The organism is Methanolobus sp. ZRKC3 (genome assembly GCF_045291275.1).
In the GTDB taxonomy this organism is placed as follows: domain Archaea; phylum Halobacteriota; class Methanosarcinia; order Methanosarcinales; family Methanosarcinaceae; genus Methanolobus.
This window is the reverse complement of the sequence record NZ_CP146982.1, coordinates 1,486,232-1,510,512: the sequence shown is the minus strand read 5'-3', so window position 1 is coordinate 1,510,512 and position 24,281 is coordinate 1,486,232. Positions and strand designations below refer to the sequence as shown.

27 protein-coding genes are annotated in these 24,281 nt (G+C 41.3%); 15 read left to right on the top strand and 12 right to left on the bottom strand.

From position 1 onward, the window contains the following. The first annotated feature begins 2 nt into the window (after positions 1-2). Both fpoN and fpoO read left to right on the top strand, forming a co-directional pair. Positions 3-1,460 (top strand): F(420)H(2) dehydrogenase subunit N, encoded by a 1,458-nt coding sequence (gene fpoN / locus V7O66_RS07595; protein ID WP_406659704.1) that lies wholly within the window; start codon positions 3-5, stop codon positions 1,458-1,460. A 1-nt stretch (position 1,461) separates the two neighbouring features. Beyond that, positions 1,462-1,821, top strand: a complete 360-nt coding sequence (gene fpoO, locus V7O66_RS07590) for a F420H2 dehydrogenase subunit FpoO (RefSeq protein WP_406659703.1) — start codon at positions 1,462-1,464, stop codon at positions 1,819-1,821. 212 nt (positions 1,822-2,033) lie between these two features. On the opposite strand, the gene V7O66_RS07585 is transcribed toward fpoO, so the two are convergent. From V7O66_RS07585 to V7O66_RS07575, 3 genes are all read right to left on the bottom strand, one after another. Next, positions 2,034-2,234 carry a hypothetical protein gene (locus V7O66_RS07585; protein ID WP_406659702.1) on the bottom strand — a complete coding sequence of 67 codons (201 nt, stop codon included), beginning with the start codon at positions 2,232-2,234 and terminating at the stop codon, positions 2,034-2,036. A 289-nt stretch (positions 2,235-2,523) separates the two neighbouring features. Continuing rightward, positions 2,524-2,691, bottom strand: coding sequence for a hypothetical protein (locus V7O66_RS07580; RefSeq protein WP_406659701.1), 168 nt, complete (start codon positions 2,689-2,691; stop codon positions 2,524-2,526). A 370-nt stretch (positions 2,692-3,061) separates the two neighbouring features. Beyond that, on the bottom strand, positions 3,062-3,997 hold the full coding sequence (locus tag V7O66_RS07575; protein WP_406659700.1) for a nucleoside recognition domain-containing protein: 936 nt from the start codon (positions 3,995-3,997) through the stop codon (positions 3,062-3,064). Positions 3,998-4,115: 118 nt separating this feature from the next. On the opposite strand from V7O66_RS07575, the gene V7O66_RS07570 reads away from it, so the two are divergent. From V7O66_RS07570 to pyrG, 3 genes are read left to right on the top strand one after another with little or no spacing between them, the layout of a single operon-like run. Beyond that, entirely contained in the window at positions 4,116-4,316 is a 201-nt protein-coding gene (locus V7O66_RS07570) for a methytransferase partner Trm112 (RefSeq protein WP_406659699.1), read from the top strand. Between the two features lie 18 nt (positions 4,317-4,334). Beyond that, complete coding sequence (locus V7O66_RS07565) at positions 4,335-5,006, top strand: hypothetical protein (protein WP_406659698.1); 672 nt, start codon at positions 4,335-4,337, stop codon at positions 5,004-5,006. A 22-nt stretch (positions 5,007-5,028) separates the two neighbouring features. Beyond that, positions 5,029-6,612 (top strand): glutamine hydrolyzing CTP synthase, encoded by a 1,584-nt coding sequence (gene pyrG, locus V7O66_RS07560; protein WP_406659697.1) that lies wholly within the window; start codon positions 5,029-5,031, stop codon positions 6,610-6,612. 55 nt (positions 6,613-6,667) lie between these two features. Here pyrG and truD read toward each other — a convergent pair whose 3' ends face one another. The 5 genes from truD to V7O66_RS07535 all read right to left on the bottom strand — a co-directional run bounded on the left by truD (position 6,668) and on the right by V7O66_RS07535 (position 11,212). Further along, complete coding sequence (truD, locus tag V7O66_RS07555; protein WP_406659695.1) at positions 6,668-7,984, bottom strand: tRNA pseudouridine(13) synthase TruD; 1,317 nt, start codon at positions 7,982-7,984, stop codon at positions 6,668-6,670. A 17-nt stretch (positions 7,985-8,001) separates the two neighbouring features. Continuing rightward, a complete protein-coding gene (locus V7O66_RS07550) occupies positions 8,002-9,171 on the bottom strand; it encodes a transglutaminase family protein (RefSeq protein WP_406659694.1) in 1,170 nt (389 codons plus the stop codon). Between the two features lie 25 nt (positions 9,172-9,196). Further along, positions 9,197-9,544 (bottom strand): peptidyl-tRNA hydrolase Pth2, encoded by a 348-nt coding sequence (pth2, locus tag V7O66_RS07545; protein ID WP_406659693.1) that lies wholly within the window; start codon positions 9,542-9,544, stop codon positions 9,197-9,199. A gap of 24 nt (positions 9,545-9,568) precedes the next feature. Continuing rightward, on the bottom strand, positions 9,569-10,477 hold the full coding sequence (mptN, locus tag V7O66_RS07540) for a tetrahydromethanopterin:alpha-L-glutamate ligase (protein ID WP_406659692.1): 909 nt from the start codon (positions 10,475-10,477) through the stop codon (positions 9,569-9,571). A gap of 63 nt (positions 10,478-10,540) precedes the next feature. After that, the gene (locus tag V7O66_RS07535) at positions 10,541-11,212 is read right to left on the bottom strand and encodes a DUF434 domain-containing protein (protein ID WP_406659691.1); all 672 of its coding nucleotides are present in this window, start codon (positions 11,210-11,212) and stop codon (positions 10,541-10,543) included. A 196-nt stretch (positions 11,213-11,408) separates the two neighbouring features. Here V7O66_RS07535 and V7O66_RS07530 point away from each other — a divergent pair, with 196 nt between their 5' ends. From V7O66_RS07530 to V7O66_RS07520, 3 genes are all read left to right on the top strand, one after another. Continuing rightward, complete coding sequence (locus V7O66_RS07530; RefSeq protein ID WP_406659690.1) at positions 11,409-13,058, top strand: DUF835 domain-containing protein; 1,650 nt, start codon at positions 11,409-11,411, stop codon at positions 13,056-13,058. Between the two features lie 82 nt (positions 13,059-13,140). After that, positions 13,141-13,854 (top strand): RAD55 family ATPase, encoded by a 714-nt coding sequence (locus V7O66_RS07525; RefSeq protein WP_406659689.1) that lies wholly within the window; start codon positions 13,141-13,143, stop codon positions 13,852-13,854. Between the two features lie 71 nt (positions 13,855-13,925). Next, positions 13,926-14,354, top strand: coding sequence for a hypothetical protein (locus V7O66_RS07520; RefSeq protein WP_406659688.1), 429 nt, complete (start codon positions 13,926-13,928; stop codon positions 14,352-14,354). 3 nt (positions 14,355-14,357) lie between these two features. Here the strand turns inward: V7O66_RS07520 and ftsA are convergent, their stop codons facing one another. Next, positions 14,358-15,704: a coenzyme F390 synthetase gene (gene ftsA, locus V7O66_RS07515; RefSeq protein ID WP_406662608.1), complete on the bottom strand. Its 1,347-nt coding sequence runs from the start codon at positions 15,702-15,704 to the stop codon at positions 14,358-14,360. A gap of 28 nt (positions 15,705-15,732) precedes the next feature. Then, positions 15,733-17,847, bottom strand: coding sequence for a thioredoxin domain-containing protein (locus V7O66_RS07510; protein WP_406659687.1), 2,115 nt, complete (start codon positions 17,845-17,847; stop codon positions 15,733-15,735). Positions 17,848-18,121: 274 nt separating this feature from the next. On the opposite strand from V7O66_RS07510, the gene V7O66_RS07505 reads away from it, so the two are divergent. Beyond that, positions 18,122-18,814, top strand: a complete 693-nt coding sequence (locus V7O66_RS07505) for a PKD domain-containing protein (protein ID WP_406659686.1) — start codon at positions 18,122-18,124, stop codon at positions 18,812-18,814. Between the two features lie 49 nt (positions 18,815-18,863). On the opposite strand, the gene V7O66_RS07500 is transcribed toward V7O66_RS07505, so the two are convergent. After that, complete coding sequence (locus V7O66_RS07500) at positions 18,864-19,349, bottom strand: hypothetical protein (protein ID WP_406659685.1); 486 nt, start codon at positions 19,347-19,349, stop codon at positions 18,864-18,866. Between the two features lie 166 nt (positions 19,350-19,515). Here V7O66_RS07500 and queC point away from each other — a divergent pair, with 166 nt between their 5' ends. The 6 genes from queC to V7O66_RS07470 all read left to right on the top strand — a co-directional run bounded on the left by queC (position 19,516) and on the right by V7O66_RS07470 (position 23,944). Continuing rightward, a complete protein-coding gene (gene queC, locus V7O66_RS07495; RefSeq protein ID WP_406662606.1) occupies positions 19,516-20,214 on the top strand; it encodes a 7-cyano-7-deazaguanine synthase QueC in 699 nt (232 codons plus the stop codon). A 37-nt stretch (positions 20,215-20,251) separates the two neighbouring features. Then, a complete protein-coding gene (locus V7O66_RS07490; RefSeq protein ID WP_406659684.1) occupies positions 20,252-20,809 on the top strand; it encodes a DUF366 family protein in 558 nt (185 codons plus the stop codon). Beyond that, positions 20,809-21,525, top strand: a complete 717-nt coding sequence (locus tag V7O66_RS07485) for a 7-carboxy-7-deazaguanine synthase QueE (RefSeq protein WP_406659683.1) — start codon at positions 20,809-20,811, stop codon at positions 21,523-21,525. The genes V7O66_RS07490 and V7O66_RS07485 overlap by 1 nt, the downstream gene beginning before the upstream one ends. Then, the gene (gene queD, locus V7O66_RS07480) at positions 21,522-21,869 is read left to right on the top strand and encodes a 6-carboxytetrahydropterin synthase QueD (RefSeq protein WP_406659682.1); all 348 of its coding nucleotides are present in this window, start codon (positions 21,522-21,524) and stop codon (positions 21,867-21,869) included. Before V7O66_RS07485 ends, queD begins: the two co-directional genes overlap by 4 nt. A gap of 81 nt (positions 21,870-21,950) precedes the next feature. Then, entirely contained in the window at positions 21,951-22,889 is a 939-nt protein-coding gene (nifB, locus tag V7O66_RS07475) for a nitrogenase cofactor biosynthesis protein NifB (protein WP_406659681.1), read from the top strand. A 65-nt stretch (positions 22,890-22,954) separates the two neighbouring features. Next, on the top strand, positions 22,955-23,944 hold the full coding sequence (locus V7O66_RS07470; RefSeq protein ID WP_406659680.1) for a methanogenesis marker 2 protein: 990 nt from the start codon (positions 22,955-22,957) through the stop codon (positions 23,942-23,944). 28 nt (positions 23,945-23,972) lie between these two features. Here V7O66_RS07470 and V7O66_RS07465 read toward each other — a convergent pair whose 3' ends face one another. Then, the gene (locus V7O66_RS07465; RefSeq protein ID WP_406659679.1) at positions 23,973-24,281 is read right to left on the bottom strand and encodes a hypothetical protein; all 309 of its coding nucleotides are present in this window, start codon (positions 24,279-24,281) and stop codon (positions 23,973-23,975) included.

Sequence of the window (24,281 nt, the reverse complement as noted above, 5' to 3'; positions counted from 1 at the left end):
CAATGGCAGAAAATCTTATGTTATTCGCGCCTGAGTTCGCTCTCGTACTAACAGGCCTGGCTGTATTGATGTTAGGCCTTTTCCTGCCAACAGGTGCAAAGAAAATACTCGGATACCTTGCAAGTATTGGTATCATTGTAGCCCTGTTACTCACAGTTTCAAGTCTTGGAACAGATGCAACGGCGTTCAATGACACATTGTCCGTAGATGCTCTTTCCCAGTTCTTCAAGGTAGTGTTCCTTGTGGTTGCATTACTTGTTTCAATTGCATCCATAAAATACACTGAAGGTAACAGTCACACTGAGGAATTCTACGCACTTTCAATATTCGCTACCATTGGAATGATGTTCGTAGCATCTGCAAACGATATTATGGTATTGTTTGTGGCATTCGAACTCGCAAGTCTGGCAACCTATGCCCTGGCAGGTTTTGAGAAGAAGAATCCAAAGTCACTCGAAGCTGCATTGAAGTACTTCATCATAGGTTCACTTTCAGCAGCACTTATGCTCTTTGGTATAAGCTTCGTTTACGGACTTACAGGTACCACAAGCATTCCTGGAATAGCAGCAAACATCACAGTTCTTGCATCAAGCCCAATGGGTCTTGTTTCAGTAGTACTCTTGCTTGCAGGATTCTGTTTCAAGATCGCTCTTGTACCATTCCACATGTGGGCACCCGACACATATCAGGGTGCACCATCTGTAGTATCTGCTCTGCTTGCAGCAGGTTCCAAGAAGATGGGTATTGTCGCAGCATTCAAGGTATTCATCGTTGCCCTGATAGCCCTTCAGGCTGAATGGCAGATTGCCTTTGCAATTCTTGCAGTTGTGACAATGACATACGGAAACGTGGTTGCTCTGTCCCAGACAAGCGTTAAGAGAATGCTCGCATACTCTTCACTTGCACAGGCAGGTTACATCTCAATGGCATTTGTCGTACTCACGCCAATGGCATTGGGTGGTGGCATACTCTACGCACTTTCACATGGTTTCATGAAAGCAGGAGCTTTTATTGTAACTGCTGCAGTTGCCTACATGGTACTCTCTGAGAACAAGGATGCAGAAGATCCAGACCACATTGATAACTTCAAGGGTCTTGGAACAAGGATGCCAATTACCGCACTCTCCATGACAGTCTTCGTGTTCGCACTCGCAGGTATCCCGCTCACAGCAGGTTACATGAGCAAGTTCGTACTGTTCTCATCAACCATCCAGTCAGGATTCGCATGGCTTGCAGTCATTGCAATAATCAACAGTGCTATCTCACTGTACTACTATGCAAAGATCGTGAAGTACATGTACTTCCTTCCAACAGATGGTGAGAAGATATCAGAACCATTCCCATACGTCGTTGCTCTTGTTATAGCAGTGCTCGGTGTATTCGCAATTGGTTTCTGGCCAGAACCATTCATCTACTGGGCAATGGAAGCAGCAAAGGTATTGATCCCCGGAGGTATGTAATATGACAGATTGTGATCTTTGTGGAGTTGGAATTCCAACAGTCGCTCCAGTAAGGATATTCAAACCAAAATATGTGCACTCATATCCGAATGGCATGTGGCAGGGTCTTTGTGAACCCTGCCTCAATGCTGCAAAGAAAGTGAACGATGAAAATGCAGGAACCAGCTGCGGAAAAGCTGGTAAATGTGATTTCTGCGGTGCTATAGCACAGCTTTTTGATGTAGATATCAAAATACCTTCATTTTCCAAAGGTGAGGACGATAGCACAGTTGGGATCTGCAAAAAATGCCTTTCTTCCATTGGCGAAGCTCATGAAAGATGGGAAAAAGAAAAGGCTGCAGAAGAACACGCACATCATTAAATGAGATCGGTAATAGCCGATCCATTATTTTCTTTTTTGTTTGAATTCTTATTTCCTGGTTTTTGCCTTTCAACTCTTCTTCAATAGAACGCAATCTAAAAAGCCTTAGTAAGCGTAATACTTGCCAGTCCCATTATGATACCTCTGGCAGTATAGGATTTTAGCACTTCTGTAGTTTCCATTTCAGCCCGCCTAATATCCAGAAGAAGGGATTATTTAAGTGTGATATCAGGGATGTTCCTGAGGTCATTGAGAAAAGGGCGATTTCGGCAGGCAAGCCAAGTTGGGATACCATGGACAGCACCAGTAAGGGTCACAAGCATCGTCACTACTTTTGAGCCCTGCACACTCTGGATCGCGACAGCAACAAGGAAAGGCACAAGAATTGAGGGTCCGCTAATTCCCATCAGCATATTTCTCAGTAATTGCAAAATGTGAAAATACCCTTCCCATACCGGAAGAAATTGACTCTATCGTAGCAAGTGGTTCATTTGAAAACAGGCCAACGAAAATAGAGCTCGCTACAAGACTCAAAAAGGGCGAATCCTTAATTTAGCAGTAAGTAGAAGGATAAATAGCATTGTTAATAAAAAGATAAGAAAGGCATTCATCACAAGGTCATGTTCAGATTTTTGAGTACAGGTTATTATGAACGGTTAAAAGGCCATATAAGTTTAGCTCAAAACCATCTGAAAGCAGAGATTATGAGTTCTTTTGTTTGTCGTTTTTCGCAACTGCATTGTTATTTGATGTTCGTTCAACTCTGCTTTTTTCCCTGGCAAGTGAGTGCAACATCTTTGTGAATGAATTATCTTCCTGCTGACCTTTTTTTTCTGGTCTCTTAAGATGTTGTGTCCATATATTTGCCATTCTGATCAACCGTAGTGCCTTGGATTTTGATGTAATTATAATTCAGGATGGCATTTTCATGATGTACTTCTGTATTTAGAAATTGATTTTAGGGTAAGTAGCAGGGACGTATCCCCATAATAATATCAAGAGCAATTGTTACACTGGTGCATAATCGTAGTTTCTATATTCATATATATATAAGAGAGATAATATATTATATTAACTTGTTGTTTGAAAATATATCGCGTGCTTCTGCCACTGTATTTATGCAGATGGTTCTTCAATTAATACAATATATGCATTAATTATTTCTATATTTTTCAATGTAACTGCTGCAAAAAACAGATCAGTCTTATTTTCTGGATCGAGCGGATAAAAAGTAACTCTATCAGGCAATGGTTAGAAGCGCAATTAGAATGCAAAATCTTACCAGCATGCTTATGCCGGTAGAAAAAACAACTATCTTAACTCCGATGCGTGGGCCAAATATGGATATGTATCGCGGCAGGATCGTCCTTACAGCAAAAACAGGAAGCATGAACATGCTACCAAGCATGAGGACTATCATTGCCTGAAGGTATGATATGCCGTCATTACTGATCATAGGTCCGAGCAGTGATATCCCAAGTATGGGACTTGCCACATAACTTGTGAGCGGAACTATGCTCTCAGGTGGTATTCCAAAGATATCTGCAAGTGGCAATACACTGAATATCTCAAAAGCACCTTGTTCTCTCAAATAGAATACAAGTGTTGTCATTGACAGGTATATCAGGACTATTTTTGTGAACAGCTTTTTATTGCGTTTTAGTGACTTACTAATAGCTTCTTTCAGGCTCGGCTGCTTATCGGTAACATTATCTTCGAATTTGCATCTGTTCTTTTTCAGGAAAAGCTTGCTGAGGATGACTACTACACTTACTTTCACAATGGCTGTGAGTATGAAAACCATTACATAGAACCCTCCCACCACCGGTCCTAGTGCAGGAAGTACAATTGGTATCTGGTAGGTAAGTATTTCCCGTACATATGCAGGTGTACTGTTTAACATTGCACAGAGCATGGTCTCTCTATCATCGATACAACCTCCGTCCCTGAAATTGACCACCATCGTATTTGCAGCAACGGTAGATCCCATTGCTATAACAAAGGCAGATGCACATGTATCAGGAAGATTCGTATATTTGAAAAGTGGACTAACGAAGCGGGAAAATTTCTGCATAATTCCAAGCTCAATAAGGACTCCTGTACCAAATAATCCCAGAAATATCATTATCAATATGGGTATTGCAAAATCCAGAGCCTTAATGAACACAGAAAACATATGGTGATTTACATGTCAGGTCATAAATGAACTTATCTCTTCATTTATTGGAGTTTCAATTCATCAGATTTTTACTGTGCAGTCGCGGATTGAAAAACCTTATATTTAGTGTCTTCTATTGGTAGAGAAGATTGAGATGAAGAAGGACCTTATGGATATTCTGGCATGCCCCATCTGCAAAGGTGACCTTGTACTGAACATTGAAAAAGAGGATGCAAACGAAGTTGTTTCCGGAACTCTATACTGTTCCAAGTGCAAAGAGTACTATCCTATTGAAGATGGCATACCTAACATGCTTCCTCCTGAGCTCAGAGAATAAAAATGCGAGGAAATTTATTTGCAACAAGTGCATATCAACAGGCTTGGAGTTAATTCAATAGAGTTTGAATCTGATGATGTTGAGATGCCTTTATCTCCTGGTGAAGAGCGCAGTTTTGAATTAGTAATGATAAATTACGGTGCGCCTACCCATGTAAATGTATCCGTCAGTGAATCTATTGCAGAAAATGTGACTATTCTTGAGGATAATCCTTATGTGAGGCATGAGGAGTACCTTCCTCTTATTGTTCGTATTCCTTATGATGGACGACTCTACAATAAAGGAAAGGTCTTTGTGACCGTAGGTTATGGATCTCGCAAAGAAGGCTTCAATGTCAATATCGGTTTACCTGGTCCAAATGAAGCGAATTTTTCAGTGGACATTGATAAGTCCCTCTCTTCTCCTAAAACCAATGCTTCATACAACAGTTCTTACAAGGAAGATAATTGGAGTACTCAGCTTCCGGAGATATCACTTCAAATGTTAATATCAGCTTTTGAAACAGCAGCTTCGAGATCAGGTCATCTGGTCATCAGTATTATTGCGGTCTTATTTGTGCTGGCCCTGGCATTTTTCCTGAGTTCTTTAGACTTTTCAGTTTTATTTGGTTTTTATCATGCAGTATTTTTATCCATTATACTAACGGGTTTCATGGCATATTTGTTAATTAAACTTCCAATATTCAAATAAATAATCAAGGTAGATGCATCATATGAAGTATATAATAGTAACAGGCGGTGTAATGAGTGGACTTGGTAAGGGAATTACCACCGCTTCAATTGGGCGTAACCTGAAAAACAAGGGCTACAAGGTAACAGCCATAAAAATAGATCCTTATATCAATATAGATGCAGGTACAATGAGTCCTTTCCAGCATGGTGAGGTCTTTGTGTTGAAAGATGGCGGTGAAGTTGATCTCGACCTTGGTAACTATGAACGTTTTCTTGACACTGAACTTACTAGGGAACACAACCTGACCACCGGAAAGGTGTATCAGGCTGTAATATCAAAAGAGCGCCGTGGCGAATATCTTGGTAAGACTGTACAGATCATACCTCATATAACCAATGAAATAAAGGACAGGATCAGAAAGATAGCTGCAAAGAGCGGTGCTGACTTTTGTCTAATAGAAGTTGGTGGCACAGTTGGTGACATTGAAAGCATGCCTTTTTTGGAAGCTGTAAGGCAGATGCACAGGGAAGAATCCAAGGAGGATCTTGCTTTTGTACACGTTACACTGGTTCCAATGGATGCACAGGGTGACCAGAAAACAAAACCCACTCAGCATTCAGTAAAAGAATTAAGGGAACTTGGTCTCACTCCTCATGTTATTGTGACAAGGTGCAAGGAACATTTGCTTGAAAGTACTGCCTCTAAGATAGCCCTTTTCTGTGATGTACCTGAAGAAGCTGTTATCAGTGCCAATGATGCCAACGATATATATGAAGTTCCATTGATGATGGAAAAGGAAGGTCTTACCGATTACCTTATGAAGCGCTTGAACCTGCATTCTGATAAGACTGATGATTCCTGGTCCCAGATGGTCGAGAGAATGCATAACCTCAAAGGTGAGGTAAGGATAGCCATTGTAGGAAAATATACCCATCTTGAAGATTCATATCTTAGCATAAGCGCCTCTATAAAGCATGCTGCAATCGAGTGTGGCGTGAATTATTGCACAGACTGGATAAATGCTGAATCTATTGAAGAAGATCCTTCCGGAGTAGAACAATTATCCCAGTATGATGGTATACTTGTTCCTGGTGGCTTTGGTGAAAGGGGGACTGAAGGGAAGATCATGGCTATCAGGTATGCAAGAGAGAACAATATCCCGTTTTTGGGACTTTGTCTTGGAATGCAACTTTCAGTGGTCGAATTCGCAAGGAATGTAGCAGGTCTGGAAAATGCCAACAGCACAGAATTTGATGAAGATACTCCATATCCTGTGATTGATCTACTGCCAGAACAGGATGGTGTTCTGGATATGGGTGCTACAATGCGCCTCGGTGATTATGATGCAGATCTTAAATCCGGTTCACTTGCAGAAAAGATATACGGTGCTTCAAAAATAGTCGAGCGTCACAGACACAGATATGAAGTGAATCCCAATTACGTTGACAGGATAGAAGAAAAGGGAATGGTATTTTCCGGAAAGAACAGGAATAGGATGGAAATTACCGAGATTCCTGGCAAGAAGTTCTTCTTTGCATCACAATTCCACCCGGAGTTCAAATCCAGACCTGGAAGGCCTTCACCACCATTCAAGGCATTTGTACAGGCAATGATATCCGAATAATATCATGGAAGACTGACTGAAAAAATAGATGATAAGTTTGAAGATCAATATATCTTCAACTCATTTTTAAAGGCTCAACTTTCATATACTCTCGGAGTACAGTCGTTGCATAGCTTCCCTTTGGTAATGTGAATTTCAGAGTCACTTTGCTTTTTTGAGGATTTATTTCATCAGTTCCAACTTCAAAAATAGGTTCGCAGTGAAGCAATAGCTCTCTTCTCAACCCCTTGGATGATAACTCGGGTACTGTTTTGATGTTGAAATTCTCCAGGGGGATGCCTGCACTTTCGAATATCTCTTTTTCTATCCTTCCTGGTGCTCCTGATGCAAATTCACTTTCATATCCTGCAAGTGGTGCAGTCACAAAAGCTCTTCTTCTTTTGACAAGATTGTTCATCCCGTCGATATTATCGTCATCTACCAGTTGCAGTTTTTTAACATCCGGCAGTCCTTCTTTATTTTTGAAACAGACAATATCTCCAGACACTGCACTGCTGAGTGGAATATCTTCTCTTATGCGCTGACAGATTATTTTGTTAAAAATATATGATTGGTATGCGTGTACAAACATCTTGCTGATATTTTTAGACAATACACTAAAGGAGCCTGCAAAATCTCCAGGATGTTCTATAAGATAGTGCATCATTGCTCTTTCATATCTTAATCTCAGGGGGTATAGCTTAAGGCCTTCTACAAAATCTCTTGTTTCCCACACATGATTGCGGGCATTTTTTGTTTCATCATGTTCATCAGGGAAAGATTTTGCAATGTATAAAAGAGCGGCATTTTCAAAATCCCCTTTCAATATCTGTTCGCCTATCAGATGAGTAATTGGTCTGACAGCTCCAAAACGTTGTATTCCAAAAAAGTTAGGTACTCCGCCAAAGTCATTAATATCTTTGGTGATATTTGCAAGAATTGCTTCAAGATCCTGGACACTATGATCTATATTTCGAATAGTGATTATGAACTCATTCCCATAAAGGTCGCCTAATTCTACCGCCTTGTTAGACCTTCCTATCACTTTAAGTTCCACATCTTTCATATAGAAACTATCGATAGCTTCCTTTGTCATATCATATATGCTAATCTTTTGTGTTGTAACCGCTCTCTTGTCCTTGGTTCCTGCGAAGCTGATCCGCTTTTGACTGATGCCCAGTTTTCTTGAGATGTCCCTTACAAGATGGTGCATATCCCAATTATTTTTGACAAGCTCAAGTATGAGGTACTTGCCAGAATCTCCTTCTTCGCGGTTTGTGATCTCCCTGACAATAAAATCTTCAGGCTGCTGTCTGAGTTCGCCTCCAATTCCGGCAACAGAGCTACAGTAAAGCTCAATTCCCATTTGTTTTTCTGTGGCTGGTACGTTCATATTTTTCCTCCTGGCTACTATGGGGCGATGTCAATAACTACTACCTTTGTAGTGTTCAAAAAAGTCCATCCATTATCGGTGGGTGCCGTTCCTCCGGGAAGTCCACCGGGATATACATTTGACGTGGGGTCAAGCATAAGCCACGAACCGTATTCGTCAGTTGTATAGTATACTGGAAGGGGGCCGTAATAATTACCAATGGCTTCAACTATGGCACTGGTATTCTCCTCATCTCCGATGTACACAGCTGTGAATGCATGTGTGTCTGTAAGATATATTCTGGAGGTGCCTCCAATGGATTCTATAAGTGAAGAGAGCAATATGGCATAGTCATCACAGTCTCCTGCTCCTACTCTAAGAGTATCGCAAGGTGGTGACCATAGATCATTCCCTCTTGGGTCACTGATGTATTGTATGTTATTTCTGGTGTCGTCAAACAATGAGCAAAGCTGGTAAATGTTATACTGTCCCGGATACCTCTTTGCAGAAACCGCCGCCATCTTGCGTACTTCAAGATCATAAGCGTCGACTTTATCGTTGAGTATCTCAAAGGTCCCCTTTGGATTATACAAATACTCAGGCTCTTGTTTTTCAGGCTGTTTGTCGACGTCTATCGTAAATTCATCAAAGTACTGGTCTTTGTATTCATACCACTGTTCATTGGATGTTTGAACAAGAATGGACATTCCAAGTTTCAGATCGATCTCATCACTGTTATCTGGTACATTAACCGAGATCAAGCCAATATTCTTTTCTTCATTAGGGAGGAGTGTAATTCCTGTTTCCTGCCCATACCATGTACCGCTGTCAGTGTCAAGCAAGCCGAACTCATAGACAAAGATGTCATTTTCTCCATGGTTCCTGGCGTGTATGCTTATGACTCCTTCACTGTTATCGTAGAACTGGGTATAGTAATAATTACTTGATATCTCGAATCCCGGTGCGAAGCTGGAACGACTATCTGGTATATCTTCGTAGTTAAAAGGTTCCTGTGCCGGCACAACAGGAATTGTCAATTGAGAACTGTCTATGGTATAAGGCTCATGACCTTGCAAAACATCTTCGGCAAATGTTCCTAAAAAATCCCCTATCATGTCCGCAGGCTCTGATACACAACCTGACAAAGATGTGCTCAGTATAAGAAGAAATACTACCAGTGTAAAATATCGTTCCTTTTTGCTTCTCATGTTTTGACCATAATCATTCTGATATTCAGAGAAGCTTCAGGTTACCTGTGATCTTGTCAATTGCTTCTTCCTTTGCCGGTCCAATACCAAGTACCGTTATTGTACCAGGCTTGATCTCAGTAAGTCCTGCATCCTGAATAAGTGCGGTTGGAAGGTCATGTTTTCTTGCAACTTCCTTTAATTCAAAAAGTTCTCTTGTGTTAGCTACACGTAACACCACTTTTTTTTGTCCGCCTTCCTTCCATTTTTCCAGAGTTGTCCTGTCTGCCCACTCAGAAGCTGAAACCGCTGCATGAGCTACCTGGACTGCAAGTTTCCCTTTGGACAGTTTGAGGTCATCTCTAATTACAATACACTGCTTATAATCACTCATTGTTTATCCTGATCTCAGGCATTCTTATAGCCTGTTTTCTATGGTATCTATTATATGTTCTGCAACATTGATATTCAGGGATTTATAGATACCTGCTCCTGAAGGAGTTGCATTTATCTCAAGGACAAAACATCCCTTATCACTTTCAATGATGTCCACTCCGGCAAACACTGCCCCGATGGCTCTGGCAGCATCAATGCACATTTTTTCCTGCTTCTCTGTGAGTTCGCACCTTTCTGGAGTACCACCCTGACTCAGGTTGTTCAGCCACCAACCATCTGCAGCTTTCCTGTAAATGGCACCTATGACCTTTCCGTCAACGACAAATGCACGAATATCCTGTCCGGGATTTTCTATGAATTCCTGTATATAAACCATTCCTTTATTTTCTATAATGCCGGAAACAAGATCATATACTGTCGTTTTTTCCAGGGTCCCATCCGGGCCTATAACTTCATTATTTTTTATGCGCTTGATGCCTATTCCCTTGAACCCGAAAACCGGCTTAACTACAACATCTTTTAGGGTTTCAATTATTTTCAGGCCAGGCTCTGTTTCCTGGCTTACAAAGGTTTTGGGTGTAGGAATTCCTGCTTTTGAAATAAGGCAACTTGAATGGAACTTATTTGCTGCATTCTGTATGGCAACCGGGGGATTGATGATGATCACTCCACTTTCTTCAAGTTCCTGGAGTACATCGAAACGGAATACATGTGCATCGTTCTTTCCTGTTCCCATATCCCTTATAATAACTGCATCCATCTCTGAAAGGTTAATTCCATTGGTTTTGTGCTCGATATCCTTTCCAATCGAAGTTTCCAGCTTTTCAAGGTTCGGATAGTATGTTTCAAAGCCTCTCCTTTCAGCTTCCTGCATCAGGGCATTTGCAGTCCAGTCCTTTGGATCAGTTACTACTATTGCCAGTTTTTTCATGAACTTATCTTAAGTATTCTGTATTATTAGACCTGTTGCTCATGTATAATTGAGGTCCATTCTTTACTCTTTATTCCATGTCTGAAATATGCAGGCTGGAATATCAACTACATTATTTACTGAATCTATTACTATTCCGTCAGCTGTAGCAACAACAGATGATGGTTCACAGTTCTTCAGATCATAGTCAACATGTCTTGATGTTTCGGCATCACCCTTTATTGAAAGCTCTTCCATTCTTTTTCTGATCAAGGCTGCCAATTCTCCACTGTTCTTCATCTGTGTGTCAAGCAATACAATGGCCTTTTTTACTTCAGAGCTTGCAAGAAAAGATAACATCTCTTCAACAGCTTCGAATGTGGATCTATCATTGGAGTGGCTTCTGAACATTCCCTTTATGTCTCTTAAAAATGAATCATCTGCCCGCCATAGGTCTCCTCCTTTCAGCAGACTTTCCAGTGTGATAAGCACATTATATCCGTCTATCAGGAGCGTTCTTCCTTTTAGTTCCTGGCATCGCAGTTTCTTATTTTTACGTGCAATGGCTGTACCTGTTGAAAAGACGGTACGTGCAAGGATATATCTTTCATTTTTGTCAAGCAGGTAATGGTCTCCTGCAAACCTGATGGAGCTATCCCTTGGGTATCCTCTTTGGAGAAGGTATCGAATATCCCTTGCAGCTTCAGCCATCTCCTTGTGCTGTTCTTCTTTTATTTTTACGTTCTTTCCCAACATCAAGTATCTATATGTAATTCTGTACCTTGGGAGAATTATATGTGTCGGGATGCAGGTGATCCAAATTCTGGTATGTATAACTTTTTGCTCGGGCTTTATTTATATAGCTTAAATATTATAGTGTTTTATAAATTTGAAAACAATCTCTCTAATTCAGTAACATGTATAAACAGGATACTTTGTAGGTGACTGTGTGATGAATGGACAAAAAAAAGGAAAAGTGCTGGTAGTTGACGATGAATTAATGAATGTCAGGCTGCTTGAGGCCTATCTCATACGTGATTATGAGGTCATCACTGCATCCGGTGGGGTCGAGGCGCTGGAAAAAGTGAAAGCACATGATCCTGACATAATACTCCTCGATCTTATGATGCCTGATATAACAGGTTATGAGGTATGCAGGATACTGAAAGATTCTGGGGAGACACGTTTTACTCCTATTATAATGGTTACCGCACTCTCAACCCTTGATGACCGTATAAAAGGCATCAATGCTGGTGCTGATGATTTTTTAACAAAGCCCCTTGATAGGCTGGAGATCAATACAAGGGTTCGTTCTCTCCTGCGCATAAAGAAATTGCATGATGATCTGGTAAAAGAGATGGATCAGGCAAAAATGTATCTTGATATGGCTGCAGTTGTTGTCCTGGTACTTGATGAAAAAGGCAATGTTTCTCTCATTAGTAAAAAGGGATTGGAAGTACTGGGTTATAATAAAGAAGAGGATATTGTAGGTACTAACTGGTTCACAAATCATGTTCCTGAATCTCACAGGGAGAATGCCAGCGATCGGTTCAGGGCTTTTATCGCTGGAAATTCCACATTTGATGGCTATGTGGAGTCACCTGTGCTAACCCGGGATCGGAAAGAAAAACTGATTGGCTGGAACAATATTGTTCTTTTGGATGAAGGTGAAGAGCTTAGAAGAATATTGGTATCAGGTACTGATATTACTGAAAGAAAGGAAGCGGAAGAAAAGATAAGAAGGGCTAATGAGTACCTTGACAATCTTATGAAAGCTTCTCCTATTTCTATTCTGTCTCTGGATTCTGAAGCTAAGATAGTAACAGCTAATAAAACAGCAGCTGAAATGCTTGGTTTTGATGCAGGGGAACTGGTTACCAAACCAATTTCCTCTCTCATGGAAAGCGATGTTCTTCCTGAATTTGTCGATAGGGTGGATTTCGAAATGCTTTTCATTACTGCAGATGGCCAAAGTATTCCAATGAATGTTTCTACCTCTGTTATTGAGGCTGATGATGGCAGTCAGGGATTGATCATGGTCATACAGGACATGTCTAAATTGCAGGGTCTTTTCATAACTCCATTGACTGAAGATATCGGGGATGATTCTAAAATAAATAGTGTGGAGCTTGAATCTGGCTTCATGTATCTTTCAGATGAATATGATAGTTTAGATAGTTACAATATTTTCGCAGATCTTGTAAAACAGGGTAAACCTGGATTGTGCATCACCAGAAAGAACCCTGGGAATATTCGTGCTCATTATGGTTTATCAAAAACTCCCCTTGTCTGGCTTACAAAGAACAGGGATAGCAGCCAACAGACCATAGATTCGACAGAGCTTTTCAAGATACATCCTACGATATCGGATTTCATACGTAAGGTGGATAATGGTGTTGTATTGGTGGATGGATTTGAATATCTCCTTCTTGATAATGATTTTATTTCTCTCCTTAAATTGATAGAGCAGACCAATGATACTATAATGGCTTCCAACTCACGGATGATATTGCAGATAGATCCCTCTACACTCGAGAAAAAAGAGTTCCATCTTCTTAAAAGATGGATGAAGCAGCTAAAGGCAAGTGATACTCTATCCTGACCGCTCAAAATATTGTATCTGTGATATTGATGAACTGCAAAAGATTTTTATTATAAACTACCTATATATATTCTATGTTTTTATGGCAGGCAGGAATATGAGATTTAAGGATACTATAGATGGCTTGGAAGAAGTCTTTGAAACTGATATTCCAAAATCCAGTGTTGTTCTTGTAACCGGGGCAGCAGGTACTCTCAAGTCTGGATTTACTTTTCAGATACTTTCCAATTACCTTGAAGGCGCAGGTGAATACGGCTTATACGTCACACTTGAGCAGAGCAAGGAAAACCATCTGAAGAATATGGAAAGTATGGGTCTGGAGCCTACAAAGAAACTCCATATATCTGATTTCAGTGATTACCGTCTTCTTTATGATGATATATCGAATGACCTGCTGAAAACCCTGGAAGAAAACATCATCGATTTCAGACAGGAGGCGGGTGACAAGTGTACCTGTGTAGCCATTGATTCACTCGGTGCGCTCTATTCATTGCTCGACGTAGGTGGGAAGGAATTAAGAAAAGGAATGTACCGGTTGCTTGAGAGCCTCAGGCGTGAAGGTCTGACAACATTCCTGATACTGGAAGAGGAAAAATCATCTGATATCAATGATTCCAGTACTTCAATGGAAGGTTATCTTGTAGATGGTATTATCGAACTTGGTCTGCACTTTAAGGGTAACGTTGCCAACAGGTATATGCGTGTACGGAAAATGCGTGCGGCGTCTCATAGTATGGAACCGTGGATTGTGACGGTTTCAGATTCCGGTTTGAAAGTCTACAAGGGTAGTTTTTGATATTTCTCTTCCAAAATGGTTTATAGTACCAGACCAATTTTTGAGTAGAATTCTACTATATCATTTTGGGGGTGAACCTGATTCTACTGGAAAATGCAAATATTCTAAGCCTTATAGTCCAGTTTGCAATAATCCTGCTCGTAATTTTAGCGGTTTTACTGGCTTCTCGTGGAAAAACAGCTCAGCATTGCAAACTTGTAAGTATTGCAGTGCTAGCACAGATAATATCAATTCTGGTTTTCATGTCTCCTGTGATGTCTGATTTTCTCAATTATGGATTTGGAAGCAGACTACTTATCGCGCAGATCTGGATACATCATCTGGCAGGAATTGGGGTTATCATGCTGGTTGTTTATATCAATCTGGCAATGAAAGGTAAGACAAAGGTTCTGGGAAATGTTTTTCGTTTAATGAAGATCACATTTGCACTCTGGATCCTTGTGTTCATGGGTGGGCAGGTCATATATCTGGCATTATGGCATGGTAATTCTCTGCTATGACCTTTATCTCCTGTCAACAAGGCGTTTTGGTCTTCCCTTGATGTGGTAGAATTCCAGTTCTCCTAGGCCTACATAGTTGAAAACGATCTCAAGGCTGCCATCAATATGTGCATCTTGAAGTGTTTTCTTGAACTTGAAGAATGATCTGAGGAAATTCTCTTCAACAACATTCCTGTCGCATTCACTAACATTGGTACATTCCATACTAACCCGCAGGGTGGTTTCGCCTTCGTCATCTCCTCCATATAGGAATGCCTCGTATTCTCCGGTAAGATATTCCATATTCTCTCTCTGGAAAACACCTTTCTCGATATCAACACGATTGAATGGAGTTCCTGCTATCCAAAAGGTCTCTGCCTCTCTTTCGGGATTCATTATCTTCATATGTGTCCTGCCACATGCACATCTGTCCCGTGTAAGTACAACGGTAGTATCTTCAGTATCATAGTTTAGAAGCAGGTTACCGCATTTTGCTCCAACGGGCAGTAATGTCGTAAGTACGATCCTCCCGCATTCCCCATCCTTGACAAATCCTTTCATATGCGGGTCATATACGTCCAGATGTACCAGATCTTCAGGCACATGCAAACCGCTAATATCAGTGCATTCTCCGCACATAGTTCCCTCTGTACTTCCGTATGTGTTGAACACGCCACAACCCCATATTTCCGAAACGTATGCACGTGCCTCTTCGGCAAAACTCTCTCCTCCGATGACGAGTCTTTGGATACTGGATTCTGTAGGTTCCATGCCCTCAGCTTTCATCCTATCAGCCAGCCTGATCAGCTTGAATGTGCTTGCTACAATAGATGTTGGCTTGTAGGCTTCCATGATACGTACGGGGAATGTGCATTTACCTTCCGGGATTATTGTCATACCTATGTTCCTGGCGGCGAGTGTCATGGTATTGGCGCCCACATTCATTCCGTAGGATGCACACACAATGGTCCGATCTCCTGCCCCCAAACCCTGGGATACAAAACTGCGTGCATATTTCTCGGCATATCTTTCCCATTCTTCCCACGTCAGGAAAAATGCTTTCGGTGTACCACTGGTGCCGCTGGTCTCGTGAATGGTGTAAACATCCTTCCAGTCCACTGCCTTGAATCTGAACTCCCTGGTTTCAGGTGGCTGGTTTTCCCGAATGGTCTTTCCTGAGACAATAGGGAGCTCAAGGAGGTCTTCATGTGACCTGATGTCAGATGGATCGATTTTCTGCTCTTTGAACCATTTTTTGTAAAAAAGAGAATTCTCTGCAGCATAATCAATTGTATATCTTATCCTTTCATCTACCAGGGCATCAAGTTCTCCCCTATCCATAGTTTCAATTTCACGGTCGTAATAGTTCAGATTCCCACATCCTCTGTAATTTTCATTATCATTTTAGATCATCAAGTAGTTCCCTTATTTCCTTCCTGTCATTCAAAGGGAGATTACAATTATAGTCCTGGCAGATATGAACGGTTGTTTTTCCACCCTTCATTTCCATGTCACGGGTGTAATCAAAAAGTAGCTCACTGTCGCCTTCTTTTTCAGCAGACTTGAAAATAAGCACTTTATTTGGAATGAAGTAATTATTGATGCACGATATGGTATCTTTTGTTTCAGGGCTATCACGTTTCCCGACCACAACTATCTCGGCGGAAGGCCCCACTACAAAATCCAGTGCCAACATCAGTTGTGTGTATCCTAGAGGCATTCCAGTTACCTGCTTGGAGAATGTGCTCATTAGTATGTGTGCCATTTTTTCAAGTTCGGTATCTGCTGTGATCCTTCCAAGTTGTAGAAGATTAAGTGCGGCTACTGAATTACCGGAGGGAATAGCTCCGTCGTATATCTCCTTATTTCGGAATATCAGCTCTTCAGCATCATCGCGGGTATGGAAGAAAGCTCCTCCTTCATTATCCCAGAAGTGTTCGATCAACTGTTGGTTAAGTTCCATGGCAGCTTTAAGGTATTTTGTTTCAAAACCTGCCTGGTATAGCTCTATCAGTCCCCATATCAAAAACGCATGATCTTCCAGAAAAGCTTCGAATGCGACTTCTCCTTTACAGTATCTGTGGTAGAGCGAGCCATCCGCCTTTTTCATTGTTGAAAGAATGAAATCCGCAGTTTGTGCAGCTGCATCTTTATAGTTTTCAGCGTTAAAAGCCCTGGATGCCTTGCTTAGTGCTACTATCATAAGACCGTTCCAATCGGTCATGATCTTATCATCCTTTAGCGGATGGATCCGTTCTTTTCGAATCCTGTACAATTTGTCTCTTATCCTTTCCATAGCATCTCTCAATATGGCAGGTTCTTTTCCATGTTTCTCAGCTATGTCTTGAATTGCTGCCTTTAAATGCAGTATATTCTTTCCGGTTTTTCTCCGGGTGGCTTCATCATGAAAATTACCTTCTGGCTGAGTATTGAAGATATCTCTGGAAAGTTCGAATTCATCTTTATCAAGTGCCTGTTGAAGTTCCTCTTCTGTCCAGAGATAGAATTTACCTTCTTCTCCTTCACTGTCTGCATCTTCTGCGGAAAAAAATCCTCCATCTTCAGATCTCATATCCCTCAGGACGTAGGTGAATATCTCCTCAGTATTTTTTTTGTATTCAGGGTTGTCTGTTGCCTGGAATGCTTCAGTGTATGTAATTGCAAGCAAAGCCTGATCATAGAGCATTTTTTCAAAATGAGGTACTAACCAATTTTGGTCAGTGGAGTAGCGGTGGAATCCATGTCCCACATGATCGTAAACCCCTCCTTTGCGCATGGCTTGGAGCGTATTCTCAACCATTTCCAGGGCATCCGGGTCATTGCTTCTTTTCCAGTAGCGTAAGAGGAATGCCAGGTTGTGTGGTGTGGGGAATTTAGGTGCAGTCCCAAAGCCTGCATTCTGTGGATCATAATTTTTTTTTAGTTGCCGGAATGCTCTATCCAGAACTTCTATACCCGGCTCATTTCCAGTTTTCTCCTGTTTGCCGGGTGATACTGCAGCGATTATTTCTTCGGCATTGGAAATGAGTTCTTCCTTTTTGTTCTTCCACATATCTCCTATCAGGGGTACAAGATCAAGCATTCCTGTAAGCTCGGGTCTGCTTTCCCTGGGTATATATGTTGTCGCAAGAAACGGTTTCTTGTCAGGTGTCATTATTATGCTAAGTGGCCATCCTCCTCTGCCGGTTAGTGCCTGACAGACTGACATATAGGTGCTGTCGATATCGGGCCTCTCTTCCCTGTCAACTTTAATGGAAACAAAGTTCTCATTCATCAGTCGGGCAACATTTAGGTTTTCAAACGATTCTTTTTCCATAACATGGCACCAGTGGCATGTTGAATAACCTATGGAAAGGAAGATGGGTTTGTTTTCCTCCTTTGCCTTTGTGAATGCTTCTTCACTCCACGGATACCAATCTACCGGGTTATATGCGTGCTGAAGTAGATATGGGCTCTTTTCCCTGATCAATTTGTTTGCTTTTTCAGGATTTAGTTCGTTGCTATTTTCCTGCAATTATATCACTACCTTTTCTTGCTGGTGGCAGGAATGCCTTAGAGAAAATATGCTGAAGTAATCTACTGTTATAGTTGAATATCTGGAATCCCCACTCACTAAGATTTATTTAATATGTATTATTTAAAACCACTCACTGCAGCATACACCACTTCTCATAATGATGATGATTTTTTATAATGTTGGGAAGGTTTATATGCCTCTGTAATAGTGTATTGATTAGTAACATTATTCAGAATTAAATGCGGATTATTTGTTTGTAGGTGGTACAAAAATGGACAGACGATTATTGATTATACCCATATTTCTCTTATTTGCTGCCGTTGTAATGGCGAGCGGTGTAATGAATACTTTCATGGGGGGTCCGGAAGAGACTCCTCCTGTACCAAAAGCCCCTGTTCCTTCTGTAAAGGAGCCAGAGTTCGTTATGCAAAAAGGGAATACGACTAATCAGAATAGCACTGAACCAGAAGAAATTCTAGAAGAAGCACCTGCACCTGCTCCAATGATGAGTGGTGGAATGGGTGGTGCATCAGTTCCAAAACCAGCACCTGCTACTCCTGTACCTGCCACAGCTGAATCTATCTGTGAGGGGGAGGATGGTTATGTCGTTGCAAACTTCACCGCAGAGGTCAATTGTCTAAACGTTACTTTTACGGACACGTCGGAGAATGCTACCTCATGGGAATGGGATTTTGGAGATGGCAATGTTCTAGCTGTGCTTCCGATTCCTTATACATATGAGGAGGCTGGTACTTATACAGTGAAACTTATTGCTTGGGATGATGATGAGCAGAGTGATTCCAAAGAAATGAAGGTCGTGGTTTATGATTGCTCGGTATCCGAAGAAGATGAAGGACCAAAGTGTGAAATACCAATAGATCAGGAAATCCCGGAGTTTCCAACAATTGCATTGCCAATGCTTGCAATAATCGGATTGGCATTCTTCTTTAACAGAAAAAAGTAATTAAAAAATTAGCAGTCAAAAAATAATTGAAGCCGTTTTAATTACGGTTTCAATACATTACTTTTGCGAATCCTCCAATTTGCTTTCTGCAGATAATGGCATGCTTTTCTTCATCTACTATTAACTGTTTGAAATCTCTGAGAAAATCCTTTTTATCATTCTCATCGGGGAGTAACTCTTCTATTACAGTTGGGTCTGTGTTCAAAACATCTTTGTAAGCGTTCATCGAGAGGACTTCATATTTCAAGATCTTACTGAATATATCCTGGGCTGCCAGCCCATCGAAATCAAATACATGTTCTGGAACACCGTTTGGTCTTGATTGTGGTATCTTTATATTGGTCTTGGTCAGCCATTTTTCAATTATTATCCAGTGTTTATCAGAATCGTGTGATAGTGTTTCCAGAGCCTCAATGTTCTCATTCATCAGCTCTATCCGTGCTTCCCATATGCCTAATTGTTCCATTTCTGATTCTATCCAGTACATTTTCTGGAGTAGGGATGTGAGAATACGTTTGTTTTTTATAGCCGGCAAGTTATCAAAACTCCACTTTAATATATTATATTTAATATATTTGTGAGCCATTGTATTTATTTGTTCTCAGGGATGGCGATGATTTCTTATACTATTGCAGTACTCTTCCAGTATTCTTGGAAGAATACATTTCGCTTAAATTTTACTATATTCTGGAGGACTTATTATCGGTGCAATTGTTTTATTGAGTAGTGGTCTGGATTCGGTTGCAGCTTTAAGCATAGCCCGGGAACAGATGGATGTTGAAATGGCCCTGGTATTCGACTATGGTCAGCGCTCAGCTAAACGTGAAATAGAATACTCGAAAAAAGTGAGTGAACATTTTGGCATTGAACATCAGGTAATAGGTCTGGACTGGCTTGCATCTGTTACAAAAACATCTCTTGTCAACACTGGTGAAGATGTTCCGGTTATGTCCATGGAGAAAATAGCAGATGATGCTGACCCTTCTATAGCCGTTGAGTCTGCAAAGAATGTCTGGGTACCCAACCGCAATGGTGTACTTATCAATATAGCAGCAAGCTTTGCTGAAAGCATGGGTCTTGAATACGTTATTGTTGGTTTCAATAAGGAAGAGGGTGCGACATTCCCTGATAATACCCCTGAATTCATTACAGCCATTGATGATTCTCTCTCGTATTCCACAATGAATGGAGTTAAAGTATTGTCTCCTCTCATTGATATGGGCAAGAAAGAGATCGTTTCCAGGGCGATAGAGCTGGATGCTCCTCTTGAATTCAGTTGGAGCTGTTATCATGGTGCTGATGTGCCATGTGGCAGTTGCGAAAGTTGCATGAGGAGAAAGCGTGCATTCACTGAGATTGGTGTTGCTGATCCCTTGCTGTTGAGACTTGGTGTGCAGTAAAGTAGGATCAAATTAGCCTATAAAATGTTGTGATAATATGGAATGCATAATTCTCGATGATTTGTTTGATTATGACGGGAGCCAGATTTCCTCCCTGTGGGCTTACAACCTGGTTGATGTTCAGGCTGATTCTATAATTGCTTTTAGAGGCGCATGTGATGTCAGGATAGAGCACATGATCGACCTTGAAGATAAGAAGCAAGGTGATATGATATTCTCCACCGACATGCTACACTTTATTATCGAGCACTTTGACTCAACTGACCTGAAGCTGGTCTATGCGAGGCAGAGATTGTTCACAGCAATCGTTTCGGAGGTTCTTTCCTTGCATTTCTCTGATATTAAAAGAGCTGGTGATGACCTGTTTATCAATGGCAAGAAACTGACGGTTTCTATTGCCAGTACATCTGCAGTATCCCAGAAGATACACTTTGGGATCAATGTGACCCACGATCATTATGGTAGTCTCGATGAAATGGGTATTACCGGTGATGTGGTAGGGAATGTATTGCGGGAGATTGCAGAATCATATCTCGCAGAGTTCATTGATATGGAAAAAGACCTGAGAAAGTCAAGACCACTGGATGTGATATGATGGAAGCGCCTATCAGTGAGATATTCTGCTCGGTGCAGGGCGAAGGACCCTATGTGGGCTCACGCCAGGTCTTTGTTCGTTTTACGGGCTGTAATCTGGATTGCCCTTACTGTGATACTCCCTGTGATGAGACTTCTTCCTGCAAATTCGAGGAAGTTCCCGGCTCTGGAATGTTCACTGATGTTACAAACTCCATATCTGTCGAAAAGCTGAGTGAAATGGTTTCCTCTTTCAAAAAGGTACATTCTGTGTCCCTGACAGGCGGTGAACCACTGCTAAATGCAGATTTCATTTCAGAACTGGAACTTGAATATCCGCTCTATCTTGAGTCTAATATGACCCTGCCAGATATGGCAAGGAAGGTTAAGGATAAAATATCCTATGTGTCAGGGGATGTAAAGCTCCTTCCTCGTTCATCAGTAGATAATTTTGAGTTGCATATTGAGAACACTATAGAATGTTTCAGAATATTGCAAGCCACTAATGATAGAGATTGTTTTGCCAAGATAGTTGTGAGCAAGGATACCAATGCAGAAGATATTGAAAGTGTAATTGGTGATATATCTGGATATATATCATGTCTTGTCCTACAACCGGTGACTCAGAAGGAGTTACTGCCAAATCCCAATTATCTGCTGGAATTGCAGGAAAAGTTGCTTGATTACGTTGATACTATAATAATACCTCAAACCCACGTGATGTGGGGGTGCTTATGATGAAAATGAAACTTGGAATTGTAGATTATATTGACAGTGCCCATTATCTTCCGGGCCATGAAACATGTGGAATCGTTCACGGGCATACTTATAAGACCGAGATTGTGATCGAAGGTGAGAAAAAGGACACTGGTATGGTTATGGACTTTTATGAAATTAAGAAAGTCATAAAACAAGTTCTTAAAGAATATGATCACGTCCTGTTGAATGACCTGCTGGAGTTCCCAAGTGTGGAGAACCTTTGTGAGCATGTCCATGCAAAGCTTTCATCCAGACTTGACTTTCCTCTTTCCGTGAAAATGTGGGAAGGCGAGGGCAAGTGGTGTGAAGTAAGTACATGTTAAATTAGAAATTTATACAAAACTTTATCAATGAGTTTCTCTTAAGTTGAGCCGTGTTTATTGGGCTGCGAAGGAGCTATATTTATGGAAAATGAAGAAACAAACGTTTGTGAAATAGAAATTTCCAAGGATGAAAATGTCACGAGAATAATAGCACAGCATCCTTGTTATTCCAAAGAAGCCCAGCACAAGTTCGGAAGGATCCACCTTGCAGTAGCTCCTAAATGTAACATTCAATGTAATTATTGTGATCGCAAGTTTGACTGTGTGAATGAGAGCCGGCCTGGTGTGACCAGTGAAGTATTGTCTCCTCTGGATGCTCTTGAAAAGACTAAGCAGGTCCTGAAGGAATATCCTTTCATCAAGGTAGTCGGTGTTGCAGGTCCTGGTGACCCTCTTGCAAATGATTCGACCTTTGAGGCACTGGAACTTATCAAGAAAGAGTTCCCCGATGTAACACTATGTCTAAGTACCAACGGACTCGCATTACCTGAGAAGCTGCCTGATCTGCTAAGGGTAGGGGTCACTACATTAACGGTAACAATGAATGCCATTGATCCTGAGATCGAGGCTCAGTTGATAGGTCACGTTTCCTATAAGGGGAAGATCTACAGGGGTATCGAGGCTGCAGAGATCATGGTGAGGAATCAGCTGGAAGGTATCAGGCTTGCTGTGGAGGCAGGTCTTGTTGTTAAGGTAAATACTGTGCTTGTTCCTGGTATCAACGATAAGCATATTGTTGAAGTTGCCCGGAAGATCAATGAGCTTGGTGTCTTTATTATGAATGTGATGCCACTTATCTGCCAGGCAAAGTTTGCGGATCGGGAGCCACCATCGCCTGCAGAGTGTAAGGCGGTGCAGAATGAATGTGAGCCTTATGTCCAGCAGATGAGACATTGCCGTCAGTGCAGGTCAGATGCGTTCGGTCTAATTGGACAGGACCTCTCACAGATGAGTGAAGAGCGCAGGAATATCATTAAAGTTGACATGAACAAGAAGTCTGAAGTAGATGAAGAGGCATAAGCCTTTTCACTGATTTTTTTGATTAGTATTCTCATTAGTTCTAATTATCATTTAAGGTGTTTTTCATGGATCTTGAACAACTTGCTGAAAGCATCAGGAATTTTGAAGGCGTGACCCGCAAAAAGCCTATTGCGGATATCGTTAGTATCTTTGAGACAGTACGCTCTGAGTATGGCGGCACGATAGTTGATTTTGGGGATGACGCTGCTGTAATAGATATTGACAGTGACGATGTGATCCTTTTTGCTGCAGATGCAATATGGGGGAAAATAGTCAATAAGAGTCCATGGTGGACTGGTTATACCTCAGTAGTGGTGAATGTTAATGATATTTCTGCCATGGGTGGAAGGCCTCTTGCAATGGTCAATGTCATGTCATCCAGTGACCTTGAATCAACTAATGAGTTGATGAGGGGTATAAGGGATGGTATAAAGAAATTTGGTGTACCCATGGTGGGCGGTCATATGCACCCTGACACCCCATACAATTCCCTTGCTGTTGCAATTATAGGCATCGCCAAAAAGGATTGTATTATCCGGAGTGATTCTGCAAACCCTGGTGATGTGGTTATAGTTGCCTATGATATGGATGGCAGGGTCGGTAAGAATTCAATATATAGCTGGGATACTACGTCTTTTAAGGAATCCGATGTTGTACGTGAGCGTTTCATGGTAATGCAGGAGATCGGGGAAAAGAAGCTTGTCACAGCAGGCAAAGATATCAGTAATCCCGGTACCATAGGCACGCTTGGTATGCTCTGTGAGACCAGTAAGGTAGGAGCTTCTGTGGACCTGCGAAAGATCCCAAGACCAGAGGGTATTGATTTTGAACAGTGGCTCAAGATATATCCTGCAACCGGCTACATTGTAACCGCAAAAGAAGAAAATGCAGATGAATGCATTGATGTCTTTGAAAGATCAGGTCTCAAGGCAGCTGTCATTGGTCAGGTGGATGATACTCGCAAACTGGATATCTACGATGACAGTGCAAGAGTAAATGTGTTTGATCTCAATACGGGTGTAATCACTGGTATTGATATGGATACTGAAAAATAGAACAATAAAAAGTAAAAAGCTGAAGACCTCAGTCTTCACTATTTGCCCAGGCGGTCATTTCCTCATGAAGGAATATTTCTGCAGCCTGGACCACTTCGAGAATTCCACGAAGGGCTATGAGTTCCCTGTTATCGCGTTCGACAATATTAACAGTAATATTTCTGTTAACTGCTTCCAGTTCGAACTCTTCAAGCATATCATAGATGATGTAGGATGGTGTGCCCGGGGGTATTATCAGATCATAGAGCCCTTCAAGTTCATCTCCATCAAGTTTGCCTTCTATTCTTTTCTTTGATCTTTCGAGGTCTTCGAGTTGCAGTTTTCTTGCCAATATCAT